This is a genomic window from Comamonas sp. JUb58 (genome assembly GCF_004364775.1).
Taxonomy (GTDB): domain Bacteria; phylum Pseudomonadota; class Gammaproteobacteria; order Burkholderiales; family Burkholderiaceae_C; genus Comamonas.
Genome location: NZ_SOAL01000004.1, coordinates 122,578 through 146,069, shown reverse-complemented (window position 1 = coordinate 146,069; position 23,492 = coordinate 122,578). Strand labels below are relative to the sequence as shown.

14 protein-coding genes, 4 tRNA genes and 1 riboswitch are annotated in these 23,492 nt (G+C 63.6%); of the genes, 8 read left to right on the top strand and 10 right to left on the bottom strand.

Annotated features, from left to right (window positions below; translation table 11 throughout):
* Window positions 1–55 precede the first annotated feature (55 nt).
* A complete protein-coding gene (locus tag EDF71_RS05605) occupies window positions 56–1,531 on the top strand; it encodes a CoA transferase (RefSeq protein WP_243854185.1) in 1,476 nt (491 codons plus the stop codon).
* Between the two features lie 48 nt (window positions 1,532–1,579).
* The gene (gene aroC / locus EDF71_RS05600) at window positions 1,580–2,683 is read left to right on the top strand and encodes a chorismate synthase (RefSeq protein ID WP_133855613.1); all 1,104 of its coding nucleotides are present in this window, start codon (window positions 1,580–1,582) and stop codon (window positions 2,681–2,683) included.
* 79 nt (window positions 2,684–2,762) lie between these two features.
* On the opposite strand, the gene nrdR is transcribed toward aroC, so the two are convergent.
* The 4 genes from nrdR to EDF71_RS05580 all read right to left on the bottom strand — a co-directional run bounded on the left by nrdR (window position 2,763) and on the right by EDF71_RS05580 (window position 6,821).
* Entirely contained in the window at window positions 2,763–3,254 is a 492-nt protein-coding gene (gene nrdR / locus EDF71_RS05595) for a transcriptional regulator NrdR (protein WP_133855612.1), read from the bottom strand.
* A gap of 20 nt (window positions 3,255–3,274) precedes the next feature.
* On the bottom strand, window positions 3,275–4,519 hold the full coding sequence (gene glyA / locus EDF71_RS05590; RefSeq protein WP_133855611.1) for a serine hydroxymethyltransferase: 1,245 nt from the start codon (window positions 4,517–4,519) through the stop codon (window positions 3,275–3,277).
* Window positions 4,520–4,576: 57 nt separating this feature from the next.
* A riboswitch (ZMP/ZTP riboswitch) is annotated at window positions 4,577–4,739 on the bottom strand.
* A 150-nt stretch (window positions 4,740–4,889) separates the two neighbouring features.
* Window positions 4,890–5,861 (bottom strand): lytic transglycosylase domain-containing protein, encoded by a 972-nt coding sequence (locus EDF71_RS05585; protein WP_133855610.1) that lies wholly within the window; start codon window positions 5,859–5,861, stop codon window positions 4,890–4,892.
* Window positions 5,862–6,626: 765 nt separating this feature from the next.
* A complete protein-coding gene (locus EDF71_RS05580; protein WP_133855609.1) occupies window positions 6,627–6,821 on the bottom strand; it encodes a hypothetical protein in 195 nt (64 codons plus the stop codon).
* Window positions 6,822–7,053: 232 nt separating this feature from the next.
* Between EDF71_RS05580 and EDF71_RS05575 the strand changes: the two genes are divergently transcribed.
* Window positions 7,054–11,076 (top strand): DUF748 domain-containing protein, encoded by a 4,023-nt coding sequence (locus tag EDF71_RS05575; RefSeq protein WP_243854184.1) that lies wholly within the window; start codon window positions 7,054–7,056, stop codon window positions 11,074–11,076.
* A gap of 227 nt (window positions 11,077–11,303) precedes the next feature.
* Window positions 11,304–14,051, top strand: coding sequence for a DUF349 domain-containing protein (locus tag EDF71_RS05570; RefSeq protein WP_133855608.1), 2,748 nt, complete (start codon window positions 11,304–11,306; stop codon window positions 14,049–14,051).
* A 194-nt stretch (window positions 14,052–14,245) separates the two neighbouring features.
* Here the strand turns inward: EDF71_RS05570 and EDF71_RS05565 are convergent.
* The 4 genes from EDF71_RS05565 to EDF71_RS05550 all read right to left on the bottom strand — a co-directional run bounded on the left by EDF71_RS05565 (window position 14,246) and on the right by EDF71_RS05550 (window position 15,235).
* Window positions 14,246–14,330: transfer RNA gene (locus tag EDF71_RS05565), tRNA-Leu, on the bottom strand.
* Between the two features lie 172 nt (window positions 14,331–14,502).
* Window positions 14,503–14,587 (bottom strand) — tRNA-Leu (locus EDF71_RS05560).
* Between the two features lie 363 nt (window positions 14,588–14,950).
* Window positions 14,951–15,035: transfer RNA gene (locus EDF71_RS05555), tRNA-Leu, on the bottom strand.
* A gap of 115 nt (window positions 15,036–15,150) precedes the next feature.
* Window positions 15,151–15,235: transfer RNA gene (locus EDF71_RS05550), tRNA-Leu, on the bottom strand.
* A gap of 19 nt (window positions 15,236–15,254) precedes the next feature.
* Between EDF71_RS05550 and rnr the strand changes: the two genes are divergently transcribed.
* Together rnr and EDF71_RS05540 are read left to right on the top strand one after the other, a co-directional pair.
* A complete protein-coding gene (gene rnr / locus EDF71_RS05545) occupies window positions 15,255–17,564 on the top strand; it encodes a ribonuclease R (protein WP_133855607.1) in 2,310 nt (769 codons plus the stop codon).
* 82 nt (window positions 17,565–17,646) lie between these two features.
* The gene (locus tag EDF71_RS05540; protein WP_133855606.1) at window positions 17,647–18,405 is read left to right on the top strand and encodes an SDR family oxidoreductase; all 759 of its coding nucleotides are present in this window, start codon (window positions 17,647–17,649) and stop codon (window positions 18,403–18,405) included.
* A 16-nt stretch (window positions 18,406–18,421) separates the two neighbouring features.
* On the opposite strand, the gene EDF71_RS05535 is transcribed toward EDF71_RS05540, so the two are convergent.
* Together EDF71_RS05535 and EDF71_RS05530 are read right to left on the bottom strand one after the other, a co-directional pair.
* Window positions 18,422–19,999: an NAD(P)H-hydrate dehydratase gene (locus EDF71_RS05535; RefSeq protein WP_133855605.1), complete on the bottom strand. Its 1,578-nt coding sequence runs from the start codon at window positions 19,997–19,999 to the stop codon at window positions 18,422–18,424.
* 49 nt (window positions 20,000–20,048) lie between these two features.
* Window positions 20,049–21,305 carry an FAD-dependent oxidoreductase gene (locus tag EDF71_RS05530; RefSeq protein WP_166656455.1) on the bottom strand — a complete coding sequence of 419 codons (1,257 nt, stop codon included), beginning with the start codon at window positions 21,303–21,305 and terminating at the stop codon, window positions 20,049–20,051.
* A 409-nt stretch (window positions 21,306–21,714) separates the two neighbouring features.
* Here EDF71_RS05530 and rpsB point away from each other — a divergent pair, with 409 nt between their 5' ends.
* Window positions 21,715–22,467, top strand: coding sequence for a 30S ribosomal protein S2 (rpsB, locus tag EDF71_RS05525; protein ID WP_133855603.1), 753 nt, complete (start codon window positions 21,715–21,717; stop codon window positions 22,465–22,467).
* 114 nt (window positions 22,468–22,581) lie between these two features.
* A complete protein-coding gene (tsf, locus tag EDF71_RS05520; protein ID WP_133855602.1) occupies window positions 22,582–23,472 on the top strand; it encodes a translation elongation factor Ts in 891 nt (296 codons plus the stop codon).
* Window positions 23,473–23,492: the final 20 nt, after the last annotated feature.

Here is a 23,492-nt window from a genome sequence, read left to right as displayed (position 1 = left end):
ACCAGAGCGGGCACGAGGTATGCAATGGCGGCCATGTGCCCACCAGGAGAACGCCTTGCCAACCACTGACCACAACACCGCCGCCAGCCACCCCCTGGCGCAGCAGCCGCGGCACGCCGCCATACAGGCCAGCGTGCAAATGCTGTGGCAGCAAGCGGGCCTGCCTGCGCAGGCTTTGGCGCCGGGCGTTTTGGCGCTCAGCGGCGATGGCGCTGCCTACCCCTCGAGTTTTTGCCTGGATGTGGCGGCCCCAGCTGCAGTGGCTGCCAGCGGCCTGGCCAGCGCCTTGATCGACCAGCGCCGCCAGCAGCAGCCCATGCCCCGGGTCAACGTGGATGTGGGCCATGTGCTGGCCGAATGCAGTGGCTATTTCACGATTGATGGCGAGCAGCCCAACCTCTGGGCGCCGATCTCAGGCCTGTATGCCTGTGGCGCTGATCTGGGCGAGCCGGGCTGGCTGCGCATCCATGCCAATTTTGCGCACCACCGCGATGGCGTGCTGCGGCTGCTGGGCCTGCCGACGGGCGAGGCCACCCCGCGCCAGGCAGTGGCCGATGCGCTGAAAGGCTGGACCGCGCAGGCGGTGGAAGAGCGTGCTGCCGCGCTCGGCCTGGTGGTGGCGGCCGCCCGCAGCCCGGATGCCTGGCAGGCCCACCCCCAAAGTGCAGCCGTGGCAGCGCAGCCCCTGGTCGCCATCACGCAGCTGGACAGTGAGCAGCCCGCCGCCGCCCGCGATTGGCCGGTGCCGGCCCGGCACCGGCCGCTGGATGGCCTGCATATGCTGGACCTGACCCGCATTCTGGCTGGGCCCGTGGCCGCCCGCAGCCTGGCCGCGCAAGGGGCCGATGTGCTGATGCTCAACGGGCCAGGCCTGCCCAATATCGAGGCCATTGCCGATATGAGCCGGGGCAAGCGCTCGGCCTTGCTGGACCTGAAAGCCGCGGCCGGCCAGCAAAAGATGGCCGCGCTGTTGGACCAGGCCCATGTGCTGCTGCAGGGCTATCGGCCTGGCGCGCTGGATGCGCTGGGGCTGGACCCGCAGTCTGTCGCACGGCTGCGGCCCGGTATCGTGTATGCCAGCCTGTCCGCCTATGGGCGCAGCGGCCCCTGGTCCGATCGGCGTGGCTTTGATTCGCTGGTGCAGACCGTCTGCGGCATCAACTGGGCCGAGGGCCAGGCTTTTGGCAGCGCGGGGCTGCGGGCGCTGCCGCTGCAGATTCTGGATTACAGCGCGGGCTTCTTGCTGGCCTTTGGCATCCAGGCGGCCTTATACCGCCAGGCGACCCAAGGCGGCAGCTGGCATGTGCAGGTATCGCTGGCGCGGGTGGCGCAGTGGCTGCAGTCCATGGGCCAGCGGCCGGTAGCCGCTGCGCCGGCGGCAGCTGCTGTGCCGCCCGAGGCCTATCTGGAGGACATGGATACCGGCTTTGGCCGGCTGCGCGCGGTGCGCCACAGTGCGGTGCTGCAGGGCCTGCCCAGCAGCTGGCCCCATGCCGGCCAGCCGCCCGGTGGTGACCAGCCCGGCTGGTGAGCCCTGCGGGGCTGTGTGGGGCACTGGCATCAGTGATAATGGCGGGCTATGAGCGGCAATACCTTCGGCACCTTATTTACTGTTACCAACTTTGGCGAATCCCATGGCCCGGCGATTGGCTGCGTGATTGACGGCTGCCCACCGGGCATGGCGTTGAGCGAGGCAGACATCCAGCTGGACCTGGACCGCCGCCGCCCCGGCACCAGCAAGTTTGTCACCCAGCGCAATGAGCCTGACAGCGTGGAGATCCTCTCGGGCGTCTATGAGGGCAAGACCACGGGCACGCCGATTGCGCTGCTGATCCGCAATACGGACCAGCGCAGCAAGGACTACTCCAATATTGCGCAGAGCTTTCGCCCCGGCCATGCCGACTATGCCTACTGGCACAAGTACGGCATCCGCGACCCGCGCGGTGGCGGTCGCTCCTCGGCCCGCCTGACGGCGCCCACCGTGGCGGCTGGCGCCGTGGCCAAGAAGTGGCTGAAAGAGAAGTTCGGCACCGAGTTTCGCGCCTGCATGCTGCAGGTGGGTGAGGTGGCCCTGCCTTTTGAGGACTGGGCGCATGTGCCCAACAACCCGTTTTTTGCGCCGGTGGCCGATGTCAGCTGTTATGAAGACTATATGGATGCGCTGCGCAAGGCGGGCGATTCCTGCGGCGCGCTGATCCGTGTGCAGGCCAGCGGCGTGCCCGTCGGCCTGGGCGAGCCGCTGTACGACAAGCTCGATGCCGACATCGCCTACGCGATGATGGGCCTCAATGCCGTCAAGGCGGTGGAGATTGGCGCCGGTTTTGACAGCGTGGCCCAGCGTGGTACCACGCATGGTGATTCGCTCAGCCCCCAGGGCTTTCGCAGCAACAATGCCGGCGGCATTCTGGGCGGTATCAGCACCGGCCAGGACATCGAGATCCGCATTGCCATCAAGCCGACCAGCTCGATCATCAGCCCGCGCGAATCCATCGATACCGAGGGCATCAGCACCGAGGTCATCACCAAGGGCCGCCACGACCCTTGCGTGGGCATCCGCGCCGCACCGATTGCCGAGGCCTTGCTGGCCATGGTGCTGATGGACCATGCCCTGCGCCACCGTGCCCAGAACAGCGATGTGGTGCAGGCCGTGGGCCCGATTGCCGCCGAGGCGCCGCAAGACTGACGAGGCGCAGCCCGGGCTGGCTCCATGGCTGGCCCCCCCAACAAAAATGCGAACCCTGGGGTTCGCATTTTTTGCTGGCTCAGTCCTTTTTACGGGCGCTGTCTTTCTTGGGCTCGGGCGGAGGGGTGGTCACCTCGTCGACGATGGACTTGAACTGGTCGATATCCTCAAAGCTGCGGTACACGCTGGCGTAGCGGATGTAGGCCACCTTGTCGAGCTTTTGCAGCTCGGCCATGACCAGCTCGCCGATCAGATGGGTCTGCACCTCGCGTGCGCCCAGGGTGCGCAGCTTGTCTTCGACATGCTCAAGCGCCAGGTCCACCTTGTCGATGCTGACCGGGCGCTTGCGCAGCGCCAAGCTGAAGGAGCCGCGCAGCTTGCTGCGGTCGTAGTCGATGCGCCGGCCGTCTTTTTTGACGATCACCGGCAGGCTGACTTCGGGGCGCTCATAGGTGGTGAAGCGCTTTTCGCAATGGCCGCATTGGCGTCTGCGCCGTACAAAGCCGCCGTCTTCTGCAACACGGGTCTCCACCACCTGGGTATCGGGATGGCTGCAGAAGGGGCATTTCATAGGCGCGGGCGCTGCTCAGATCAACGGTAGACAGGGAAACGTGCGGTCAGGGCGTTGACCTTTTCGCGCACGGCGGCGATGTTGGCCTCGTCACGTGGGTTGTCCAGCACGTCGGCGATCAGGTTGGCGGTCAGGCGCGCCTCTTCGTCCTTGAAACCACGGGTGGTCATCGCGGGCGTACCGATACGGATACCGCTGGTGACCATTGGCTTTTCCGGGTCGTTGGGGATGGAGTTCTTGTTGATCGTCATGTGGGCAGCGCCCAGCACGGCTTCGGCTTCCTTGCCGGTGATGCCCTTGGCACGCAGGTCCACCAGCATCACGTGGCTTTGGGTGCCACCGGAGATGATGCGCAGGCCGCGCTCGGTCAGGGTCTCGGCCACGATGCGTGCGTTGGTCTTGACTTGCTGGGCGTAGGTCTTGAACTCGGGCGTCAGCGCTTCCTTGAAGGCCACAGCCTTGGCCGCGATCACGTGCATCAGCGGGCCGCCTTGCAGGCCGGGGAACACGGCCGAGTTGATGGCCTTTTCGTGCTCGGCCTTCATCAGGATGACGCCGCCACGTGGGCCGCGCAGGCTCTTGTGGGTGGTCGTGGTCACCACGTCAGCATGGGGCACAGGGTTGGGGTACTCGCCAGCGGCGATCAGACCGGCATAGTGGGCCATGTCCACCATAAAGATCGCGCCCACGTCCTTGGCCACCTTGGCAAAGCGGGCGAAGTCGATTTCCAGCGAGTAGGCCGAAGCGCCAGCGATGATCAGCTTGGGCTTGGTCTCGTGCGCCTTCTTTTCCATGGCATCGTAGTCCAGCTCTTCCTTGGCGTTCAGGCCGTAGGAGACGACGTTGAACCACTTGCCGGAAATGTTCAGCGGCATGCCATGGGTCAGGTGACCGCCTTCAGCCAGGCTCATGCCCATGATGGTGTCGCCGGGCTTCAGGAAAGCCAGGAAAACCGCTTCATTGGCCGATGCGCCGCAATGGGGTTGCACGTTGGCTGCTTCAGCGCCGAACAGTTGCTTGACGCGGTCGATGGCCAGTTGCTCGGCGATATCGACAAATTCGCAGCCACCGTAGTAGCGCTTGCCGGGGTAGCCTTCGGCGTACTTGTTGGTCAGCTGGGTGCCCTGGGCCCACATCACGGCGGGGGAGGCGTAGTTCTCGCTGGCGATCAGCTCGATGTGCTGCTCTTGGCGTTGGTTTTCGGCCTGGATGGCCGCAAAGAGTTCTGCGTCGGTCTGTTCGACAAGGATGTTGCGTTGGTACATGGCGGTCGTTGGAGTCAGAAGTGAGCCCTGCCTGCCAACAGGGAGGTTGGCGAAAACAGGGGCTGCCCAGGCGCACGGCTAACACGTGGCGGGTGCGGGGGGCGATGGGCCCGCCCTGGCACTGCACGGTACGCTCCCCGGTGGTTGCTGCAGGCCGGGCCTGCATTCCACGTCAACAATCCGGTCATACAGATGTCTATCGCCAGTCGCGTACCCGGCTAGTGTAGCCGAGGCTGCACCGGCCTGGGGCAATGGGTTTATCGCCGCGTCTGGATAAGAACCGGTTCCTGGACGCGGTGCCAGGGCCAGAAAAAACAAAAGCACCCCGCAGGGTGCTTGTGCTGAGGGGGCGACGCGCCGGTGCGGCTGATCAGGAGCCCATGGCCACGGCGGTGGCCTCGGCCTTGGCGGCTGCAGGCAGCGCAGCCTGCTTGTCGGCCAGGGCCACGGTTTCAGAGGCGTTGCCAGCGGCAGCGCTGTTGCTGGCAGCCTTGGCCTTATCGGCCACGGTGCCGGCTGCGGCGGGCGTATCTGCCTGGGCCGACAGCGAAGGCTTGGCGGCAGGTGCCACGGGGGCCTTGGGCGTGTTGCTGCGGCCTTCGGCCACTTGCTTGATGCGGAAGTGCTCGGCCATCACCTTGGCGGCGTAGCCACCGTCGGTTGGCAGGTTGGCAGCGCCCACATAGTATTTGAGGCCGCCTTCGAGCGAGCCGGCGCGCTCGATGCACTCTTGCAGCACCTTGACGCCCACGCGCAGGTTGGTCACCGGGTCAAAGGCCGCAAAGTGGCCGCCGAAGTGCTCGTACTTGTCGGTGTGGATCTTGGTCATGACCTGCATCAGGCCTTGCGCACCCACCGAGCTCTGGGCAAAGGGGTTGAAGCTGGATTCGACCGCCATGATCGCCAGGATCAAGGTGGGGTCGAGCTTGGTTTCCTTGCCGACGAGGTAGGCTTCGGAGACCAGCACGGCCAGCGGCTCAGGCGCTACGCGGTATTTCTTGGCCAGCCAATAGGCCACATTGGCCTGGTTGCGGGGCAATTGTTGGGGGTTGCTGGCCGTGGCACGGTCAACGGCAGCCACCATGGCGGCATCGTCGCCGCTGGCTGCGTCCGCATCGGCCGCTGCCAGGCTCACGGGTGCATGGCTGCGGGCCTGCAGCCAGCTGCGCAATTGCGCCTCGCCAGCGTGGCGAAGATCGTCACGCGACACCAGGGTGAGGGCGCAGAACGCCACCACCAGACCAATCAAAGCAAAACTGTTGTGCGCCATGGTCATCAGACCACGACTGATGGTGGCGCTCAATGAGCGCACACCGGCATCCACTTGCGCGGGAGCCGTCATAGGGATTTTTCCTTTCAAAGTCCCACCACCTCCAATAGCCCGGTGGTTCTGCACCGGGCTGGGGTCTGGCAGGGTGGGGCCGCACTGTCCTGTGCGGCCACCGGCAGGCCATCTGCGTAGCAGACAGCCCTTTGTCGTTTCAAGCACGCTCTTGCGTGTCAGGGGCTACGATCAAAACACCGTGAGGGGTGTTGACTAAAAAATCAGCAATTAATGCAATGGGCTGAATTCTAGAAGCTTGCTTAATATTCAGTCAACACTATTGAATAGAAAAGCTATAAAAAAAAGTAATAAAAAAACGTGTATAGCGGACGGGCTGATGGGCGGATCAGTGCATGGGAAGCGGCGAGAGATTGGGGCAGGCGCGCAGGCAGAATAAGCACCGGAAAGCGGATCGACTGGCAGCGGGCAGGCAGGGCTTTGATAGCTTTCGATTAATGCCTCTATCACTGCGATTGCCGTCAAGGATTCGCTGAAAAGTCAATCTTTATCAAACACTGCGCGCATTTGCTGCTCTTTTTTTGCAGGCGGGTGCTGCGCCATTGAGGTGATTGCGGTGACAAAATGCGCCACCAAGCGGGAAGCGGAGGGATTCCCAGGACCTTTGCAGAACACGCAAAACCCTGACCCGATTTGGGCAAGGGGGCATTCGTCATGATGCGGTCATCTGCGCACACACGAACTTCACAGGAAATTGCCTAAAAAACTGTATAAAAACCAGGATAAAAAGACCAATAACCCATGGTGACTGCGGGTTTCTGAGGTTTATACCTGGGTATAAATAAGGGTGACGCAAAAAAGCAGGCCCCGCCGTTGTGTTTTTGCGGCGTCAGAAAGCCGTTTGGCCTGCCGCAGTGTGAAAAGCAGCTTCATTTTTCGGTCCCTTGCTCGCCCGATGCCGCGCTGGTGTTGGATCGATGCATCGCTGCCTGGCAGGCGGATGCGCAGGGCGCTGGCCATGGCGGCTGACCAGGGAGTCGCCATAGAAACGGGGTACATGCTCTATATATAGAGGGGCACAGCGTTTCTATGGAACAGCTGCAAGCTTTCAACGATTGTGAACCAGCCAGCGATGCGGCTTTTGTGTGCTAAGCGAGCGCCGCTGCACTGGCATATTTGGGCACAATGGCTCTGGGGCTCGTCACCAATGCCATGTGGCGGGCCGTGCTGACTCAGAGTAAGGATCAACGCCGTGAGCGAAACGCAAGAAACAAACAAGAAAAAGCTCGTCGCGATGCGCTGGTTGCGCCGGCTGGGCTGGTGCCTGCTGGCGCTGTTGCTGCTGTGGGCGCTGTCCTGGCTGCTGTTGCCCTGGCTGTTGCGCACCCAGGGTGAGAAGCTGGGCACGGAAAAACTGGGGCGTGCCGTGCATATCGGCGCCGTGGACTTCAAGCCCTGGTCGTTGGAGCTGACCGTGCGTGACCTGCAGATTGCGGGCCCGCAGGCCGACAGCCCGGCCATGCTGGCGGTGGAGCGCATCTATGTGGATGCCGACATCCAGTCCGTTTTCCGGTTGGCACCGGTGCTCGATGCCATCCAGGTCGACAAACCCGTAGTGCATGTGGCGCAAACCGCGCCTGGTCAGTTTGATTTTGACGATGTGCTGCAAAAGCTGCGCAGCCCCCAGCCCCAGCCCGATGACGGCAAGACGGCGCACTTTGCGCTCTACAACATCGAGCTCAAAGACGGCCAGCTGACCTTCCGCGACGACACCGTGGGCCAGACCCATGAACTCAAGGACCTGCAGCTGGGTATTCCTTTTCTGAGCAACTTGGAATCCAAGCGCGAGATCAAGGTGCTGCCCCAACTGGCCTTTGTGCTCAATGGCAGCCAGTTTGCGAGCCATGCCGAGGCCACGCCTTTTGCCGATGACCGCAAGGCCGAGGCCAAGTTTGCGATCAAGGACCTCGACCTCAAGCCCTATCTGGCCTATATCCCGGCGTCGCTGCCCGTCGAGCTGGCTGCTGGTGTGCTCAATGCCGACCTGGCGCTCGCCTTTGAACAGCAGGAAAAAACACAGGTGCGCCTGAGCGGCGAGGTGCATGCCAGCGGTGTGCAGGTGCTGGACGCTGCCCAGGGCGAGTTGCTGGGCTGGGAGAGGCTGGATGTACAACTGGCCGATGTGCAGCCATTGCTGGGGCAGGTGCATATTGCCCAGCTGGCACTGGATGGCGCGCAGCTGTCGCTCAAGCGCGGCAAGAATGGCCAGCTGAGCCTGCTCGATGCCCAGGGCCAGGCGCTGCCGGGGCGCAGTGAAGAGGGCGGGCAGGCTGCCAAGGCCACCGAAACAGCTGCCGCAACTGAGAAGGCGGAGCCTGCAAGCTCAGCGGCCAAAGCAGACGCCGCAAGCGCCGACGACAAGAACGCCAAGGACGACAAGGCCGAGCCTCAGGCGCCAGCAGCCGCATCGAGCGCATCCGCAGACAAGGCCGGCAGTGGCCAAGCCAGCTGGTCGCTGCAGATCGATGCGCTCAAGCTGAGCCGCCTCAAAGGCGTGTGGGTCGATGAAAGCGTGCCGCTGCCCGCGCGCGTGCAGCTGGATGACTTCCAAATGGAGGCCCAGCATATCGCCTGGCCCTTCAAGGAGCCCTTCAGTTTTGAGGGTTCGTCAGGCCTCTCGGGTGCCCAGGGTGTGCCGTCTACCGGCCGCCTGGTGTTCTCCGGCAAGGCGACCGACCAGATGGCCGAAGTGGATGTGAGCACCACGGGCCTGCCGCTGCAACTGGGTGCTTCTTATTTGACCGGGGTGATCGAGCCCGGCCTGCTGGGCACGATCGACAGCGAGATGCACCTGAGCCGCCAGGGCACCGCGCTCAAGGTTGCGCTGGCGCAGATGCGCGTGTCCGATGTGGCCCTGCAGTGCAATAGCAAGGCCAACTGCGCGCCGCCCCATGGCCCTGCGATCGGGCTCAAGGGCAAGAACAACCTGCTAGAACTGCGCCAGTTGCTGGTCAAGGATGCCGTGCTGGATACCGAAGCCCAGCAGGTCAAGCTGGGTTCGGTACAGCTGGTGGAGCCGGTGCTGGGCGTCTCACGGGCCAAGGATGGTCGCATGATGTTTGAGGACTGGCTGGTCGCATCGCAGGCCCGCCAGAATGAGGCCAAGGCGCCCGCAAAGGCGGCTACGTCCAGCAAGGCCGCAGTCAGCAAACCCTGGGATGTGCAGCTGGACTTGGTCGCCATCAAGGGCGCCCAGCTGGCCTACCAGGATGAATCCACCGCCCGCAAGGTGGCCTTTCGCCTGACCGGCTGGGATCTGGAACTCCGCGACTATGCGCCGCTGGCGACCAAGGCCAAGCCCTCGGCGCTCAAGTTCTCCGGCCGGGTCGGCAGTGGCCGTTCCGAACCTGGCCGCATCGCCTATGACGGTAGCCTGGGCCTGACGCCTTTGTCAGCAGCCGGGCGCCTGAATGTGAGCCAGCTGCCGGTCCATGCCTTTGTGCCCTACGCCGAAGCCATGCTGCCGGTGCGCCTGGTGCGGGCGGATGCCAATTTCCGGGGCACGGTGGATTTCAGCCAATCGGACAAGGGGCCGGTGCTGCATCTGAAGGGCGATGCCGGCTTGGACGATGTGCGCGTGCGCCCCCTGGTGGCCGCCGCAGCACCAGCCAGCAGCGATGACGCCAGCGATGACGATGGCAATGGCGCCAGCGAGACCGGCCGCAAGACCGCAGCAGCTGCTGCCAACCGGGGTACCGGTACCTTGGGCATTGGGCTGATGGGTGCGGGCGATGATCTGTTGAACTGGAAGCTGCTGAGCCTGCGCGCCCTGGCCGTGGACATGGTGCCTGGCCAGCGCATGAAGGTGCAGGTGGGTGAGACGGCCTTGACTGACTTCTATGCCCGCCTTCTGGTGCAGGAGAACGGCAAGCTCAATCTGCAGGACCTGGGCAGCAGCCGGGATGCGGCCGCTGCCGATGCGGCGGCACCGGCGGAAGGCGTGGTAGTCGAGGCATCGGGTGCCGCAGCGGTCAGCCCACCGGCTGCATCAACCAACCCCGAACCCGCCACGGGGCCGATCATCGACATGGGCACGATCACCCTGGCTGGCGGCACCGTCAAGTTCAGCGACCAGTTTGTGCGGCCCAACTACTCGGCCGACCTGTCCGAGCTCGCCGGGCGCATGGGTGCTTTCTCGTCCGAGCCGACCGACGGCCAGCTGCAACTCGCCGAACTGGAGCTGCGCGGCAAGGCCGAGGGCACGGCGTCGTTGGAGATCACCGGCAAGCTCAACCCGCTGGTCAAGCCGCTGGCGCTCAATATCCATGGCAAGGTGCGCGATCTGGAGCTGTCGCCGCTGACGCCCTACAGCATCAAGTACGCCGGCCATGGTATCGAGCGCGGCAAGATGAGCGTGGATGTGCAGTACGACGTGACGCCCGAGGGCCTGCTGACGGCCAGCAACAAGCTGGTGCTGAACCAGCTGACCTTTGGCGATGCGGTGCAGGGCGCACCGGCCAGCCTGCCGGTCAAGCTCGCCGTGGCCTTGCTGGCCGACCGCAATGGCGTAATCGACCTGGACCTGCCCATCAGCGGCTCGCTCAACGATCCGCAGTTCCGCCTGGCGCCGATCATCTTCAAGGTCATCGGCAACCTGATCATGAAGGCGGTGACCTCGCCGTTCGCGCTGCTCTCGGGCGCCTTTGGTGGCGGCAGCGAGGCCAGCCATGTGGCTTTCGTCCCCGGCAGTGCGGTGCTGGATGCGGACAGCAAGCAAAGCCTGGACAAGGTGGCCAAGGCGCTGGAAGACCGCCCGGCGCTGCAGCTGACCGTTGCCGGCCAGGCCGATCTGGAGCGCGAGAAGGACGGCTGGCGCAAGGCCCGCATCGATGACCTGGTGCTGGCGCAAAAGCGCCGTGCTACGGTGCGCGCCGGTGGCAAGCCCGAAGACGTGCAAGCCGTGAGCGCGGCCGAGTATCCCGCCTTGCTCAAGGATGTGTACAAACGTGCCGATATCCAGAAGCCGCGCAACTTGGTCGGCATGGCCAGCGACATCCCTGTGGCCGAGATGGAAACCCTGCTGCTGACCAGCATCAGCGTGCCCGACAACGCCATGCGTGAGCTGGCGCTGGCCCGGGGCGTGACCGTGCGCGACTACCTGGCCAGCAAAGGCGTCAAGCTGGAGCGGCTCTTCCTGGGCAATGCCAAGACCGAGGGTTTTGGCGAGGACAAGGACTGGACGCCGCATGCCGAGCTGAGTCTGGCGCCGCGCTGAGCGCCGACACGCTGTTGAACAAGGGCTGGGCCGCAGGGCGCCAGCCCTTTGTTTTTGGCCATGCTTCGGCTGAATTACCTTATAGCGATGCCCGTGTGCTTGGAGTCCTCGCCAAACCCGGTCAAAATAGCGCTTGGAGACAGGCCCTTGCCTGGCTTCCCCTTTTTTATGTGCCAATGGCTGCATTGCCCCGCGATGCAGGCCGTATTTACGACTGAACTGACTCCATGTTCCCCTTTATCTCGCGCAACAAGACGCCCGAAACCCCTGAGCCCGCACCCGCACCCGCCAAGGCGGCCGCTGCCCCCCATCCACTCGATGGCGTCACCGGTGGTGCTTTTTCGGCTGCCACCTCGGGTGAGCGTGCAGCCAAGGTGCGCGAATGGCTGGCGACCAACCCGGGTGCCGAGCAGCTGCAGGAAGTGTTCAAGGAACTGTCTGCCCGCGACAAGGGTGCCGCCAAGGCCATCCGTGAGCGCATGGACGAGATGCGCCGCGCCAAGGGCCAGGAAGCCATCGCTGCGGAATGGGCTGAGAAGGCTGAGAAGCTGCTGGGCGCCTCCAAGCTGAACATTGCCGATGCCCTGGCCTGGCAGCGCGATGCCGCCAAGGCTGGCGCGCCGCTTTCGCGCGAGCCACTGGCTGCGCTCAAGATCCAGCTGGCCGACCGCATCAAGACGATTGAAGACCTGCAGCACCGCGTGCAGGTGCAGCGCGAGGCAGCAGTGCTGCTGGCCCAGCGCGTTGAAGTGCTCTCCACCAAGTCCTACAAGGACGCCCAATCTGCCGAGGCGGCACTGGCCACCGACGTGCAGCACTGGCAGGACCAGGCTGCCGTGCTGGAAGGCGATGCCAGCTGGGGCAGTGTGGAAGCGCGCTACCCCAGCATGCTGGAGGCCTCCAAGTCGCAGCTGCTGCTGGTCTGGGATGCGTTCCAGTCGGCCCTCAAGCAAACCCTGGCGGCAGCTGAAGACGCGCAGGCCCCCCTGCCGACGGTGCCCGTCTGGGCCGATGAGATCCGCGCCGGTCGCGGTCTGCCCACCGAAGTGGAGCAGGCAGCGGCCCGTGCTGCTGCCGCCAAGCCCGCTGCCGACCCGCAGGAATCCAAGCGCGCCAAGCAAGTGGTGCAGGAAGCGCTGAAAGCCTTGCAGGCCCACACGGCCGAAGGCCATGGCAAGGGTGCATCCAGCGCGGCGCAACAGCTGCGCGCGGCCCTCAAGCAGCATGGCAAGCTGATCGACCAGGACTTGGAATCCCAGGTCAACACCGCGCTGATCGCCGCCGGCGAACTGGAAGGTTGGCAACGCTGGAGCGCCGACAAGGTGCGTGAAGAGCTGCTGGCCAAGGCCCAGGGCCTGCTCGTCCGCCCCGAAGGTCAGGAGCTCGGCGGCCGCAAGCTGCAAGAAGCGCTGCGCCAACTGCGCGAGGATTGGAAGAAGGCCGACCAAAGCGGCCCCACCAACCATGCGCTGTGGAAAAAGTTTGATGAGGCCTGCAATGCGGCCTACAAGCATGTTGAGGTCTGGCTGTCCAAGGTGCGCGAAGAGGGCGCCAAGCACCGCGCCGAGCGCGAAGCCCTGATCGCCGAACTCAAGGCCTGGGTGGAAGCACACAAGCCTTCGACCGACTGGAAGCGCATTCAGCGTGACCTGTTCCAGTTTGGTGACCGTTGGCGCGCCAGCGGCCATGTGGGCGAAAAGGCCTATGCCGAACTGCAAGAGGCCTGGAAGTCTGCACTGCACGATGCCTCTGCACCTTTGCATGCTGCCCAGAAGCAGAGCATTGCCCGCCGCGAAGCCATGGTGGCCCAGGCGGTGGAGCTGGCCGCTGCGCCCAATCTGAACATTGACGCCGTGCGAGAGCTGCAGCGCCAATGGCAGACCGAAGCCCAGTCCGTGCCGATGGACCGCCGCCATGAGCAAAAGCTCTGGGATGCCTTCCGCAAGCCGCTGGATGAAGCCTTTGCACGCAAGACCCAGCAGCGTGAGCGCGTGCAGCACCAGCTGAGCGCCCGCGACCAGGCCGTGCTCGATGCCTCCAAGGCGCTGGAAGCGGCCAACCACAGCGGTGATGCCGCCCAGATCCAGGCTGCGTTGGATGGTTTGCAGCAAGCGCTGCAGGCCCAGCAAGCACCGGTGGCGGCGGAGCCCGCAGCCGCCGCACCCGCGCCAGCCGCTGCACCGGATGCCGAAGCCGCTGCTGATGTCGCTGCACCGGAAGAAGCGGTAGCCGAAGACGCTGGTGATGCTGGCGAAGCAGAAGCTGCTGCCCCCGCACCAGCCCCTGTGCCAGCCAAGCCTGTGATTGCCCAGCGCAGCGGCGATGACCGCCCTGGCATGCGCCGTGATGCGCCCGCACCTGCTGGCCGCACGGGCAAGTCCGGTGGCGATCGCCGTGACAGCCGGGACGGCCGCGACAGCCGTGGTCCGCGCAGCGACCGTGGCCAGGAGCGCCGTGGTGGTGATGACCGCTTTGGCCGTGGTGACCGCATGGACCGCGCGCCGCGCGAAGACCGTGGCCCACGTCTGGGCGATGCCGCCTTCCGTGCCCAGCGAGATGCCGTGGAGCATGCCCAGGCAGCCCTGCGCAAGCTGGCCACCCAGGCCCATGGCCAGGCGCTGACGCAGATGATGGATGCCTGGAGCCAGCGCGATGCTGCGCTGCTGCCCCAAGCCCAGGATCTGGGGCGCCTTGCCAGCGGCTCGCGCAACAGCTGGAGCCAGGCCATTGCAGCGCCTGCCGCCGGTGATGGCCGCGAAGCCATGCTGCGCCTGGAGATGGCCGCCGAAGTGCCCACCCCGGCCGAGCACATCAATGCCCGCCGCGCACTGCAATTGCAGCTGCTGACGCGCCGCAATGATCCATCGCCGCAAGAGACCTGGCAGCAAGACGTTGCCAAGGTGCTGGCTACCGGTAGCGACGAAGCCTCGGCCCGCCGCCTGCAAAATGCCTTGAAGGCCTTGCTGAAGAAGTAAACGTCTACAGCGCCCCTGAACAACGCCCTGTGCTTGACCGCCAGGGCGTTTTTTCATGGGCCTGCTGATGGGCTTGTTCGGGGGAGTGGGCAGGGTGGCTGGGGTGTGGAGCCCTGTGCGGTGTACGGCTCCGCAGCCTGCTTGCAAGCAGACAACAAAAAAGCCATTGCACATGGGTGCAATGGCTTGATGTTTGGTGCCCAGGAGAGGACTCGAACCTCCACGATGTTACTCGCTAGTACCTGAAACTAGTGCGTCTACCAATTCCGCCACCTGGGCTTTCAGGATGAAGCAATTATAGGGGCGGGTTGGAGGCGGATTTGGGAAAAGTGCAAAAATTTTCTCAAAAAAGATAGCGTGAGAGTGTGGGTAGCTAAGCGCTGCCGACTTTCAGGCCTGCCTCAATGCAAAAAAGCTGCTGCACATTGTGTGTGCAGCAGCTTTTGCTATTTGGTGCCCAGGAGAGGACTCGAACCTCCACGGAGTTACCCGCTAGTACCTGAAACTAGTGCGTCTACCAATTCCGCCACCTGGGCTTTCAGGGAAGCCGCAATTATAGGGTCGATTTTTGGCAGCTTTGGGCAAATGCGGAAAATTTTTCAGAGAGGCTGGTTTGGGGCTGATTTCTGTCTGTGGCCTCTTGATGTCGAGCTGTTGCCGTGCGTTGATCTGGGTGGTGCCGGGCTGCTTGGTCCATGCAGAGGCTTGCATGGAGAGAAGGGGAGTGCGGCTTGCCAGCGATGCGGTACGTAGAGCAAGGTGCGCAGTTTGCAGCGGGTGGAGCGCTGTGATGGATCTGCAGGCGTTGTGGTGTGCGCCAAGCGGCAGGTGCTTGGGGGATGGATGCCCATCGCAGGCAAAGAAAAAGCCGCTGCACAAAAAGTGCAGCGGCTTATGTCTGGTGCCCAGGAGAGGACTCGAACCTCCACGATGTTACTCGCTAGTACCTGAAACTAGTGCGTCTACCAATTCCGCCACCTGGGCTGATGATGCAGGGCAGTGCCCCTTATCGACTTTCCTAAAATACCACTGTAGGACCAGCCCGCTAAGACTGATTTTTCACCGTTTTCACAAAACAAGTTGTACTTGTCGTTAAACTTGGTGCCCAGGAGAGGACTCGAACCTCCACGGAGTTACCCGCTAGTACCTGAAACTAGTGCGTCTACCAATTCCGCCACCTGGGCATTTCAGGAAAGAATCAGATTGTATATCAAAAAAACGGCTTCCAAAACAGGAGCAGATAATTTGTCAGAAGAAATTGAAGGTGTAGTCCAAGGCCACCGTGAAGGCCACGGCTTTGTGATCCGGGATGACAACGAAAGCGACATCTACATCCCGGCCAATGAAATGCGCGCCGTACTGCACCGCGATCGGGTCCGCGCCCGCATCGTGCGCACCGACCGCCGGGGCCGTCCCGAGGGTCGTATTGTTGAAATCATCGAGCGCTCTGCGCAGCCCATCATCGGCCGCCTGCTGCAGGAAAGCGGCGTCTGGCTGGTGGCGCCTGAGGATAAGCGCTATGGCCAGGATGTGCTGATCCCCAATGGCGCCATCGGCGTCGCCAAGACCGGCCAGGTGGTGGTGGTTGAATTGACCGAGCCGCCGGCCTTGTTTGGCCAGCCCGTAGGCCGCGTGGTCGAGGTGCTGGGCGAGATCGACGATCCCGGCATGGAAATCGAAATCGCGGTGCGCAAATATGGCGTGCCCCATGAGTTCTCGGACGAGTGCCTGGCCTTGGCCAAGAAGCTGCCCGACAAAGTTCGCCTAGCCGACCGCAAGGCCCGCATCGACCTCACCGATATCCCGCTGGTCACCATTGACGGTGAAGATGCGCGCGACTTTGACGATGCGGTGTACTGCGAGCCCGCCAAGATCGGCCGCACCAAGGGCTGGCGCCTGTTGGTGGCGATTGCCGATGTGAGCCACTATGTGCAAAACGGCAATGCCATTGACGTCGATGCCTACGACCGTGCCACGAGCGTCTACTTTCCGCGTCGCGTGATCCCCATGCTGCCGGAGAAGCTCTCCAACGGCCTGTGCTCGCTGAATCCGAATGTGGACCGCCTGTGCATGGTGGCCGATATGCTGGTCACCGCCGATGGTGAGCTGCAGGCCTACCAGTTCTACCCCGCCGTGATGCACAGCCATGCACGCTTTACCTATACCGAGGTAGCGGCCATTCTGGCCAACACCCGGGGCCAGGAAGCGATCAAGCGCAAGGAGCGCGTGGCCGATCTGCTCAACCTGCATGACGTGTACAAGGCCTTGCTGTCGGCGCGTGGCCGTCGCGGCGCGGTGGATTTTGAGACCACCGAAACCCAGATCATCTGTGACGAGAACGGCCGCATCGAGAAAATCGTGCCCCGCACCCGCACCGAAGCCCACCGCCTGATTGAAGAAGCCATGCTGGCAGCCAATGTCTGCGCGGCGGATTTCATCCAGCAAAGCGGCCAGCCCGGGCTCTTCCGCGTGCACGAAGGCCCGACGCCCGAAAAGCAGGACATTCTGCGCGGCTACCTCAAGGCCATGGGTGTGGGTCTGTCGATCAGCGACGACCCGAGCCCGGCCGAGTTCCAGGCCATTGCCCAGGCCACCAAGGATCGGCCAGACGCCCAGCAGATCCACACCATGCTGCTGCGCTCGATGCAGCAGGCGATCTACACACCGATCAACAGCGGTCACTTTGGTTTGGGCTATGAGGCCTACACCCACTTCACCAGCCCGATCCGCCGTTACCCGGATTTGTTGGTGCACCGCGTCATCAAGGCTGCCTTGCTGGGCAAGCGCTACCAGCTGCCGCTGCTGCCCACCCCGGGTGAGGCCGAGGCCAAGCTGGCCAAGCGCCTGGCCAGTCGCGTGGCAGCGCCCAAGCAAAAGCTGCAGGCCGAACGCGTGCAACGCGTATCGCGCGAAGTGCAAGCCTGGGAAGCAGCCGGCCTGCATTGCAGTGCCAACGAGCGCCGTGCCGATGAGGCCAGCCGCGATGTGGAAGCCTGGCTCAAGTGCAAGTACATGCGCGAACACCTGGGCGAGGAATACAGCGGCATGGTGTCTGCGGTCACCTCGTTCGGCCTGTTCGTCACCTTGGACCAGCTCTATGTCGAAGGCCTGATCCACATCACCGAGCTGGGTGGCGATTATTTCCGCTTTGACGAGATGCGCCAGGAACTGCGCGGCGAGCGCACCGGCATCCGCTACACCATCGGTACCCGCCTGCAGATCCAGGTCAGCCGTGTGGATCTGGATGCGCGCAAGATCGACTTCCGCCTGGTGCGCGAGGGCGAGGATGCGGCCCGTGCCCCGGCCTCTAGCGCCCGTGCGGCCAACAAGGTGGCCTCGTCGCCCTCCAGCCGCCAGCGTGAGGGCCGCGATGAGGCCTATGATGCGCAGCGCGCCAGCCTCAAGCGCAAGGCCAAGGGTGCCACGCATGGTGCCGGCAAGCCGCGTGGCAATGACCGCGGCGCAGGTGCCAGCAAACAACCGGGACAGAAGACCCCGCGCAAACGCCGCTGATCTGCTGTGAATTCACTATGATCCAAGCCAGGCCATCCCAGCGATGGCCTGGCTTTTTTGTTGACAGAACCAAGGAGTACGGATGACCGAGAAGACGCGCAAGATTGCAGTGGTGACCGGTGCGGGCACCGGGATTGGCCGCGCAGCGGCGCTGGCATTGATGAAGGATGGCTGGTCCGTGGTATTGGCGGGCCGCCGCGAGCAGCCTTTGCAGGAAGTGGCCAGCCATGCAGCAGATGCAGGCCAGGCCCTGGTGGTGCCCACCGATGTGGCGGACCCGGTGGCGGTCAAGGCCTTGTTTGATGCGGCTGTCGCCCAGTTTGGCCGCGTGGACATGCTGTTCAATAACGCCGGGCGCGGCGCGCCTGCGGTGCCGATTGATGAACTGCCGGTCGAGACCTGGCAGGATGTCGTCAATGTCAACCTCAACGGCATGTTCTATTGCTTGCAGCAGGCCTTCCGTGTGATGCGCCAGCAATCGCCGATGGGTGGCCGCATCATCAACAATGGCTCCATCTCGGCCCATGCGCCTCGGCCCATGTCGATTGCCTACACTGCCACCAAGCATGCAGTGATGGGCCTGACCAAGACCGCTGCGCTCGATGGCCGCAAGTGGAATATCGCCGTGGGCCAGATCGATGTGGGCAACGCCGGCACCGAGCTGGCGATGCGCATGACCCAGGGCGTCATGCAGGCGCATGGTGAGATTGCGCCCGAACCGCTGATGGATGTCGATGTTGTGGGCCAGTCGGTGCTCTACATGGCCAATCTGCCGCTGGAATGCAATGTGCTGTTCCACACGGTGATGGCCACCAAGATGCCGTTTGTGGGCCGTGGCTAAGCCCCTTGGCTGATCTTTAACCGGGCCGTTGCAGGCTGCTGGCCAGGCGCGATGCCGTCAGCATCCGCGCCGGCGGCCAGGTATCGGCTGCATGGCCATGCAGCCATACAGCATTGAGCAGCGGCTGCCAGGCCTCCGCCCAGCTGCTGCCCGGTGGTAGCACTGCCAGGTGTGCGCCGATGCAGCCGGCCAGCACATCGCCGGTGCCGCCAATCGACAGGCGGGCATTGCCGCTGTGGTTGATGGCATAGTGCCCATCCGGCGCAGCCACTACCGAGCCGCTGCCCTTGAGCACCACCAGGCACTGCCATTGCTGTGCCGCCTGGCGTGCGGCCGCAATGCGGTCGCGCTGAACCTGCTCGGTGCTGCTGCCCAGCAGGCGGGCCAGCTCCAGCGGATGGGGTGTGAGTACCGTGGGCCCGGTTGCATGGCCTTGGGCGGCCCTTTGCAGCAGTGTTTGTTGCAGTGCCGGTTGGGCGGCAAAGGCGTTGAGCGCATCGGCATCCAGCACCAGGCTGCCCACATGCTGCAAGGCCTGGGGAATGACCTCGGCCACCAGGCTGCCACCACCGCAGCCGCAGACCAGGCTGCCGCGCGAGGCGCGCATGGCTTCCAGCGACCGGAGCATGATGTCCGCCGCAATACCGGCGGGCCTGGCAGATGCAGGGTTGCTGCCCAGCAAATGCAGCATGACCCTGCCAGCCCCTGCATGCAGCGCCGCGCTGGCGGCCAGCATAGCGGCGCCTTCCATGCCCTGGCCATCGTGGCAGGCGCTTTGGCCGCCGATGACGCCGACATCGCCAAACAGGCCCTTGTGGCTGTTGTGGCTGGGCAGAGGGTTTTGGGCCTGGATGACCAACTGACCGGTGCCTGCGGAGGTGTCGATGTCGGCGGCAGGTATCTGGTCGCAGCGCCAAACCGGGTTCTGCGCCGACAGTGGTGCCAGCCAGACCTCGCCCGCCCAGTCGCGCCCCTGCAAGGTGAACAGCCCCGGCTTGAGGGCCAGCATGCTGAGCGTGAAGCGGCGTCCTCGGGCAGCTTGCGGCACCAGGGGCGCCAGCCAGGGTAACCAGGCGCCGGTATCGGCCAGCAGGCCTGAGGGGGTGTCGATGCAGAGCACATCGCTATCGGTTTCCAGCAGGCGCTGCAGCCAGGTCAGCGCAGGGTCTTCAGCAGGGCTGCTGCGGTCGGCGCGCAGGCCAATGCCCCAGATCGCATCGATGGCCAGGTCGAAATGCGCGGGTGGCTGCTCGCTGATCGACAGGCCTGCTGCCTGGGCGCGTTGCAGTGCATGGGTGGCGTCAGTAGGCAGGGCTTTGCCGGCGCTGGGCTGCAGGCTGATGTGTACGGTCTTGCCGGCGGCCTGCAGATGGATGGCAGCCTCCAGGCCATCGCCGCCGTTGTTGCCGGCGCCGCAGGCCACCCAGATATGCCGGGCATGCGGCGCCACCGCCAAGGCCAGGCGGGCGGTGGCCTCGCCAGCGCGGGCCATCAGGCTGTAGTGGGGGAGGCTGCTGGCCAGCGATTGCTCGCGCGCGCGAACCTGGTCGCTGGAGAGTAAGGCGGGGTAGGGTGGTGCGGCGGTAGCAGGCATGGCGCTATCCTAGCGCAGCCCCTTGGCTGCGGACCGCTGGCCGAAGTAGTTAGCGCAGGCGCTGCAGGTCCAGGGCTTCCGGAGCGGTGCTGGTGCTCTGGCCCATGACCAGCTGGCGCACATGGTGGGCGCAGCCCATCGACAAGCCCCAGCCAAAGCCGCCGTGCGCGGTATTGAGCCAGACGCCCGGGATGCCGGAGGCGCCGACCACCGGCAGTCCATCGGGAACGGTTAGCCGAGCGCCGCGCCACATCTGCAGGATCGATTGGCTGGGCTGGATGCAGCCCGGGAACCATTCCAGCAGCACGCTAATAAGGGCGTGGCGGGCGTCTTCGCTGCGCTCGGGGTTGTCGGGGTAGCCCAGCTCGGCGCCACCGCTGATGCGCAGGCGCGAGCCCTGGCGGGTCAGGATCATGTTGTTTTCCAGATCGATGACCGCGCGGCGCGGGGCCAGGGACTCTTCGCTGATCTGGATGCTGGCGCTGTAGCTATAGATAGGGGCGCTGGGCAGCTGTACATGGTGCGGGCGCAGCAGCTGGTTCGTGTGGGTGCCAGCGCAGAGCATGACGGCATCGAAATCCTGTGTGCCGCCGGCCAGTTGCAGGCGCACACCATGGCCGGCGCTCTGGATGCCGCTGACGGCCTGCTGGGTATGGAGCTTCAGCCCATGCGTTTGCAGCGCCTGCAGCAGCCCTTGCGAGAACAGCCGTCCATTGCCCGACCAGGCTTCGGGCAGGTGCAGCGCGCCGGCAATCTGTATCTCGGTGGCCAGGCCGGGCTCGATGGCGCGGGTTTCTGCTTCGTTGCAGCGCTGGTAATCAATATGTGCGGCCGACAGGCGCCGGGTCAGTTCATACAGTGCGGCGGCGCTGGGCTCCTTGCGCAGCGGCAACAACAGGCCCTGGCTGAACTGGCCGTTGATGTCCAGCATCTCCTGCACATGCTGCATGCGCTGCATGGCCAGCAGCTCCAGCGATTGCAGCGCGGGCAGGGTTTCGCTGTCGCGCAGCTTCTTGGCCACCGCTTGCTGGCGGCGCGCCCAGCGGCGCGGGGATGAAAGCACGCCGCCCTGGATCTGCAGCTCGGAGAAAGCCGGGCGCGTCATGCCCAGTTGCAGGGCCTGCTGGAAGGCGGTGGCGCCCCAGGGGTTGATGGCGCAGGGCCACATCAGCCCGGAGGGGGCAAAGCTGGCTTCCTCGCCAGCGGCCCGGTGCTGTTCGAAAACACTGACCTCGTTGCCGGCCTCCATCAGCTCGAAGGCGGTTGCTATACCTGCAATGCCTGCTCCAACGATCGCAATCTTCATAACAACAAAAACAGGGGGCCGTTCATAGAGTGGGGCACGGCGCATGCAAGCATTTGCAAAAACCGTGCGTTCGAGTACCAGATTGTGCCTAGTTTTTTGTGGCAGTCCTGGTAAGGGGCGCCACAGTGGCTCAAAAAACGCAAGCAATCGTCAAGCTTGGAACCGGTGGGCTTGGGTTCAGCTTGCGCTGGTATGGAGATTGGCAGCTTGTGCCCAGGGGCTGGGTGACTTCGTCGCGCCCCGCTCCAGACTATGTTAGAATCCTAGGGTTTTGCCGAGTGTGGTCTGCCACATCGGTTCAAAACGAAATCGCAAACCTGCCTACCTAAGGTGTTGCGGCATGCGGTGCACAAGCACGGCGGCCGTGATAGTTGGGCAGAATTTTAGACCTAACCTTCGGAGAAGATATATGTCCGTTACGATGCGCGAGATGCTGGAAGCCGGCGTCCACTTTGGCCACCAAACCCGTTTCTGGAACCCCAAGATGGGCCAGTACATTTTCGGTAGCCGCAACAAGATTCACATCATCAACCTGGAAAAGACCCTGCCTCTGTTCCAGGACGCACAAAAGTTCATCAAGCAGCTGTCGGCCAACCGTGGCACCATCCTGATGGTGGGCACCAAGCGCCAAGCTCGCGAAATCCTGGCCACCGAAGCACAACGTGCTGGCGTGCCTTACGTCGACCAACGCTGGTTGGGCGGCATGCTGACCAACTTCAAGACCGTCAAGACCTCGATCAAGCGTCTGAAGGACATGAAGGCTCAGCAAGAAGCGGGTCTGGAATCGATGAGCAAGAAAGAGCAACTGATGTTTGCTCGTGAGCTGGAAAAGCTGGAAAAGGACATCGGCGGCATTCAAGACATGAACGCTCTGCCTGACGCCATTTTCGTGATCGACGTGGGCTACCACAAGATTGCTATCGCTGAAGCCAAGAAGCTGGGCATTCCTCTGATCGGCGTGGTTGACACCAACCACAACCCAGAAGGTATCGACTACGTGATCCCTGGTAACGATGACTCGGCCAAGGCTGTTGAGCTGTATGCTCGCGGTATCGCCGACGCCATCCTGGAAGGCCGTGCCAACGCCGTGAACGAAGTGGTCAAGGCTGCTTCCGGCGAAGAAGGCGACGAGTTTGTGGAAGTGGAAAACACCGCTGCTTAATCCACAGGGCTGCCCATTGGGCCGCGAATGAAAAGCGGGGCTCCAGATTAGCCCCGTTTTTTTTACCTACGTTTCCACAATCACCCCAACTGAACTGAATACGGAGAGAGAAAAATGGCAATTACCGCAAGCATGGTGGCAGAACTGCGCGCTAAGACCGACGCGCCCATGATGGAATGCAAGAAGGCTCTGACCGAGGCTGATGGCGACATGGCCAAGGCTGAAGAGCTGCTGCGCGTCAAGCTGGGCACCAAGGCCGGCAAGGCAGCATCGCGTATTGCCGCTGAAGGCGTGATCGCCGCTGTTGTTGAAGGCAACAACGGCGCGATCATCGAAGTCAACAGCGAAACCGACTTCGTCTCCAAGAACGACAGCTTCATCGCTCTGGCCAATGCAGCGGCCAAGCTGGTGTCCGAAAAGAACCCTGCCGACGTGGCAGCCCTGAGCGCTCTGGCTTACGAGCAAGACGGCTTTGGCCCCACCCTGGAAGACGTGCGCAAGGGCCTGGTTGGCAAGATCGGTGAGAACATGTCGTTCCGCCGCTTCAAGCGCTTCGAAGGCACCAACCTGGCGCTGTACCTGCACGGCACCCGCATCGGCGTGGTGGTGGAGTTCGAAGGCGACGCGCAAGCTGCCAAGGACGTGGCGATGCACGTGGCTGCGATGAAGCCCGTGGCGCTGACCAGCGCTGACGTGCCTGCCGAGCTGATCGAAAAGGAACGCACCGTCGCTGCAGCCAAGGCTGAAGAGTCGGGCAAGCCTGCTGACATCGCTGCCAAGATGGTGGACGGCGCTGTGCAGAAGTACCTCAAGGAAGTCTCGCTGTTCAACCAGGTCTTCGTGAAGGCCGCTGACGGCAAGCAAACCGTTGAGCAAATGCTCAAGGCCGCCAACACCTCGATCAAGAGCTTCACGCTCTACGTGGTGGGTGAGGGCATTGAGAAGAAGGTGGATGACTTCGCTGCCGAGGTCGCCGCGCAGGTTGCGGCCGCCAAGGGCCAGTAATCATCCTGACAAAGGGGCTA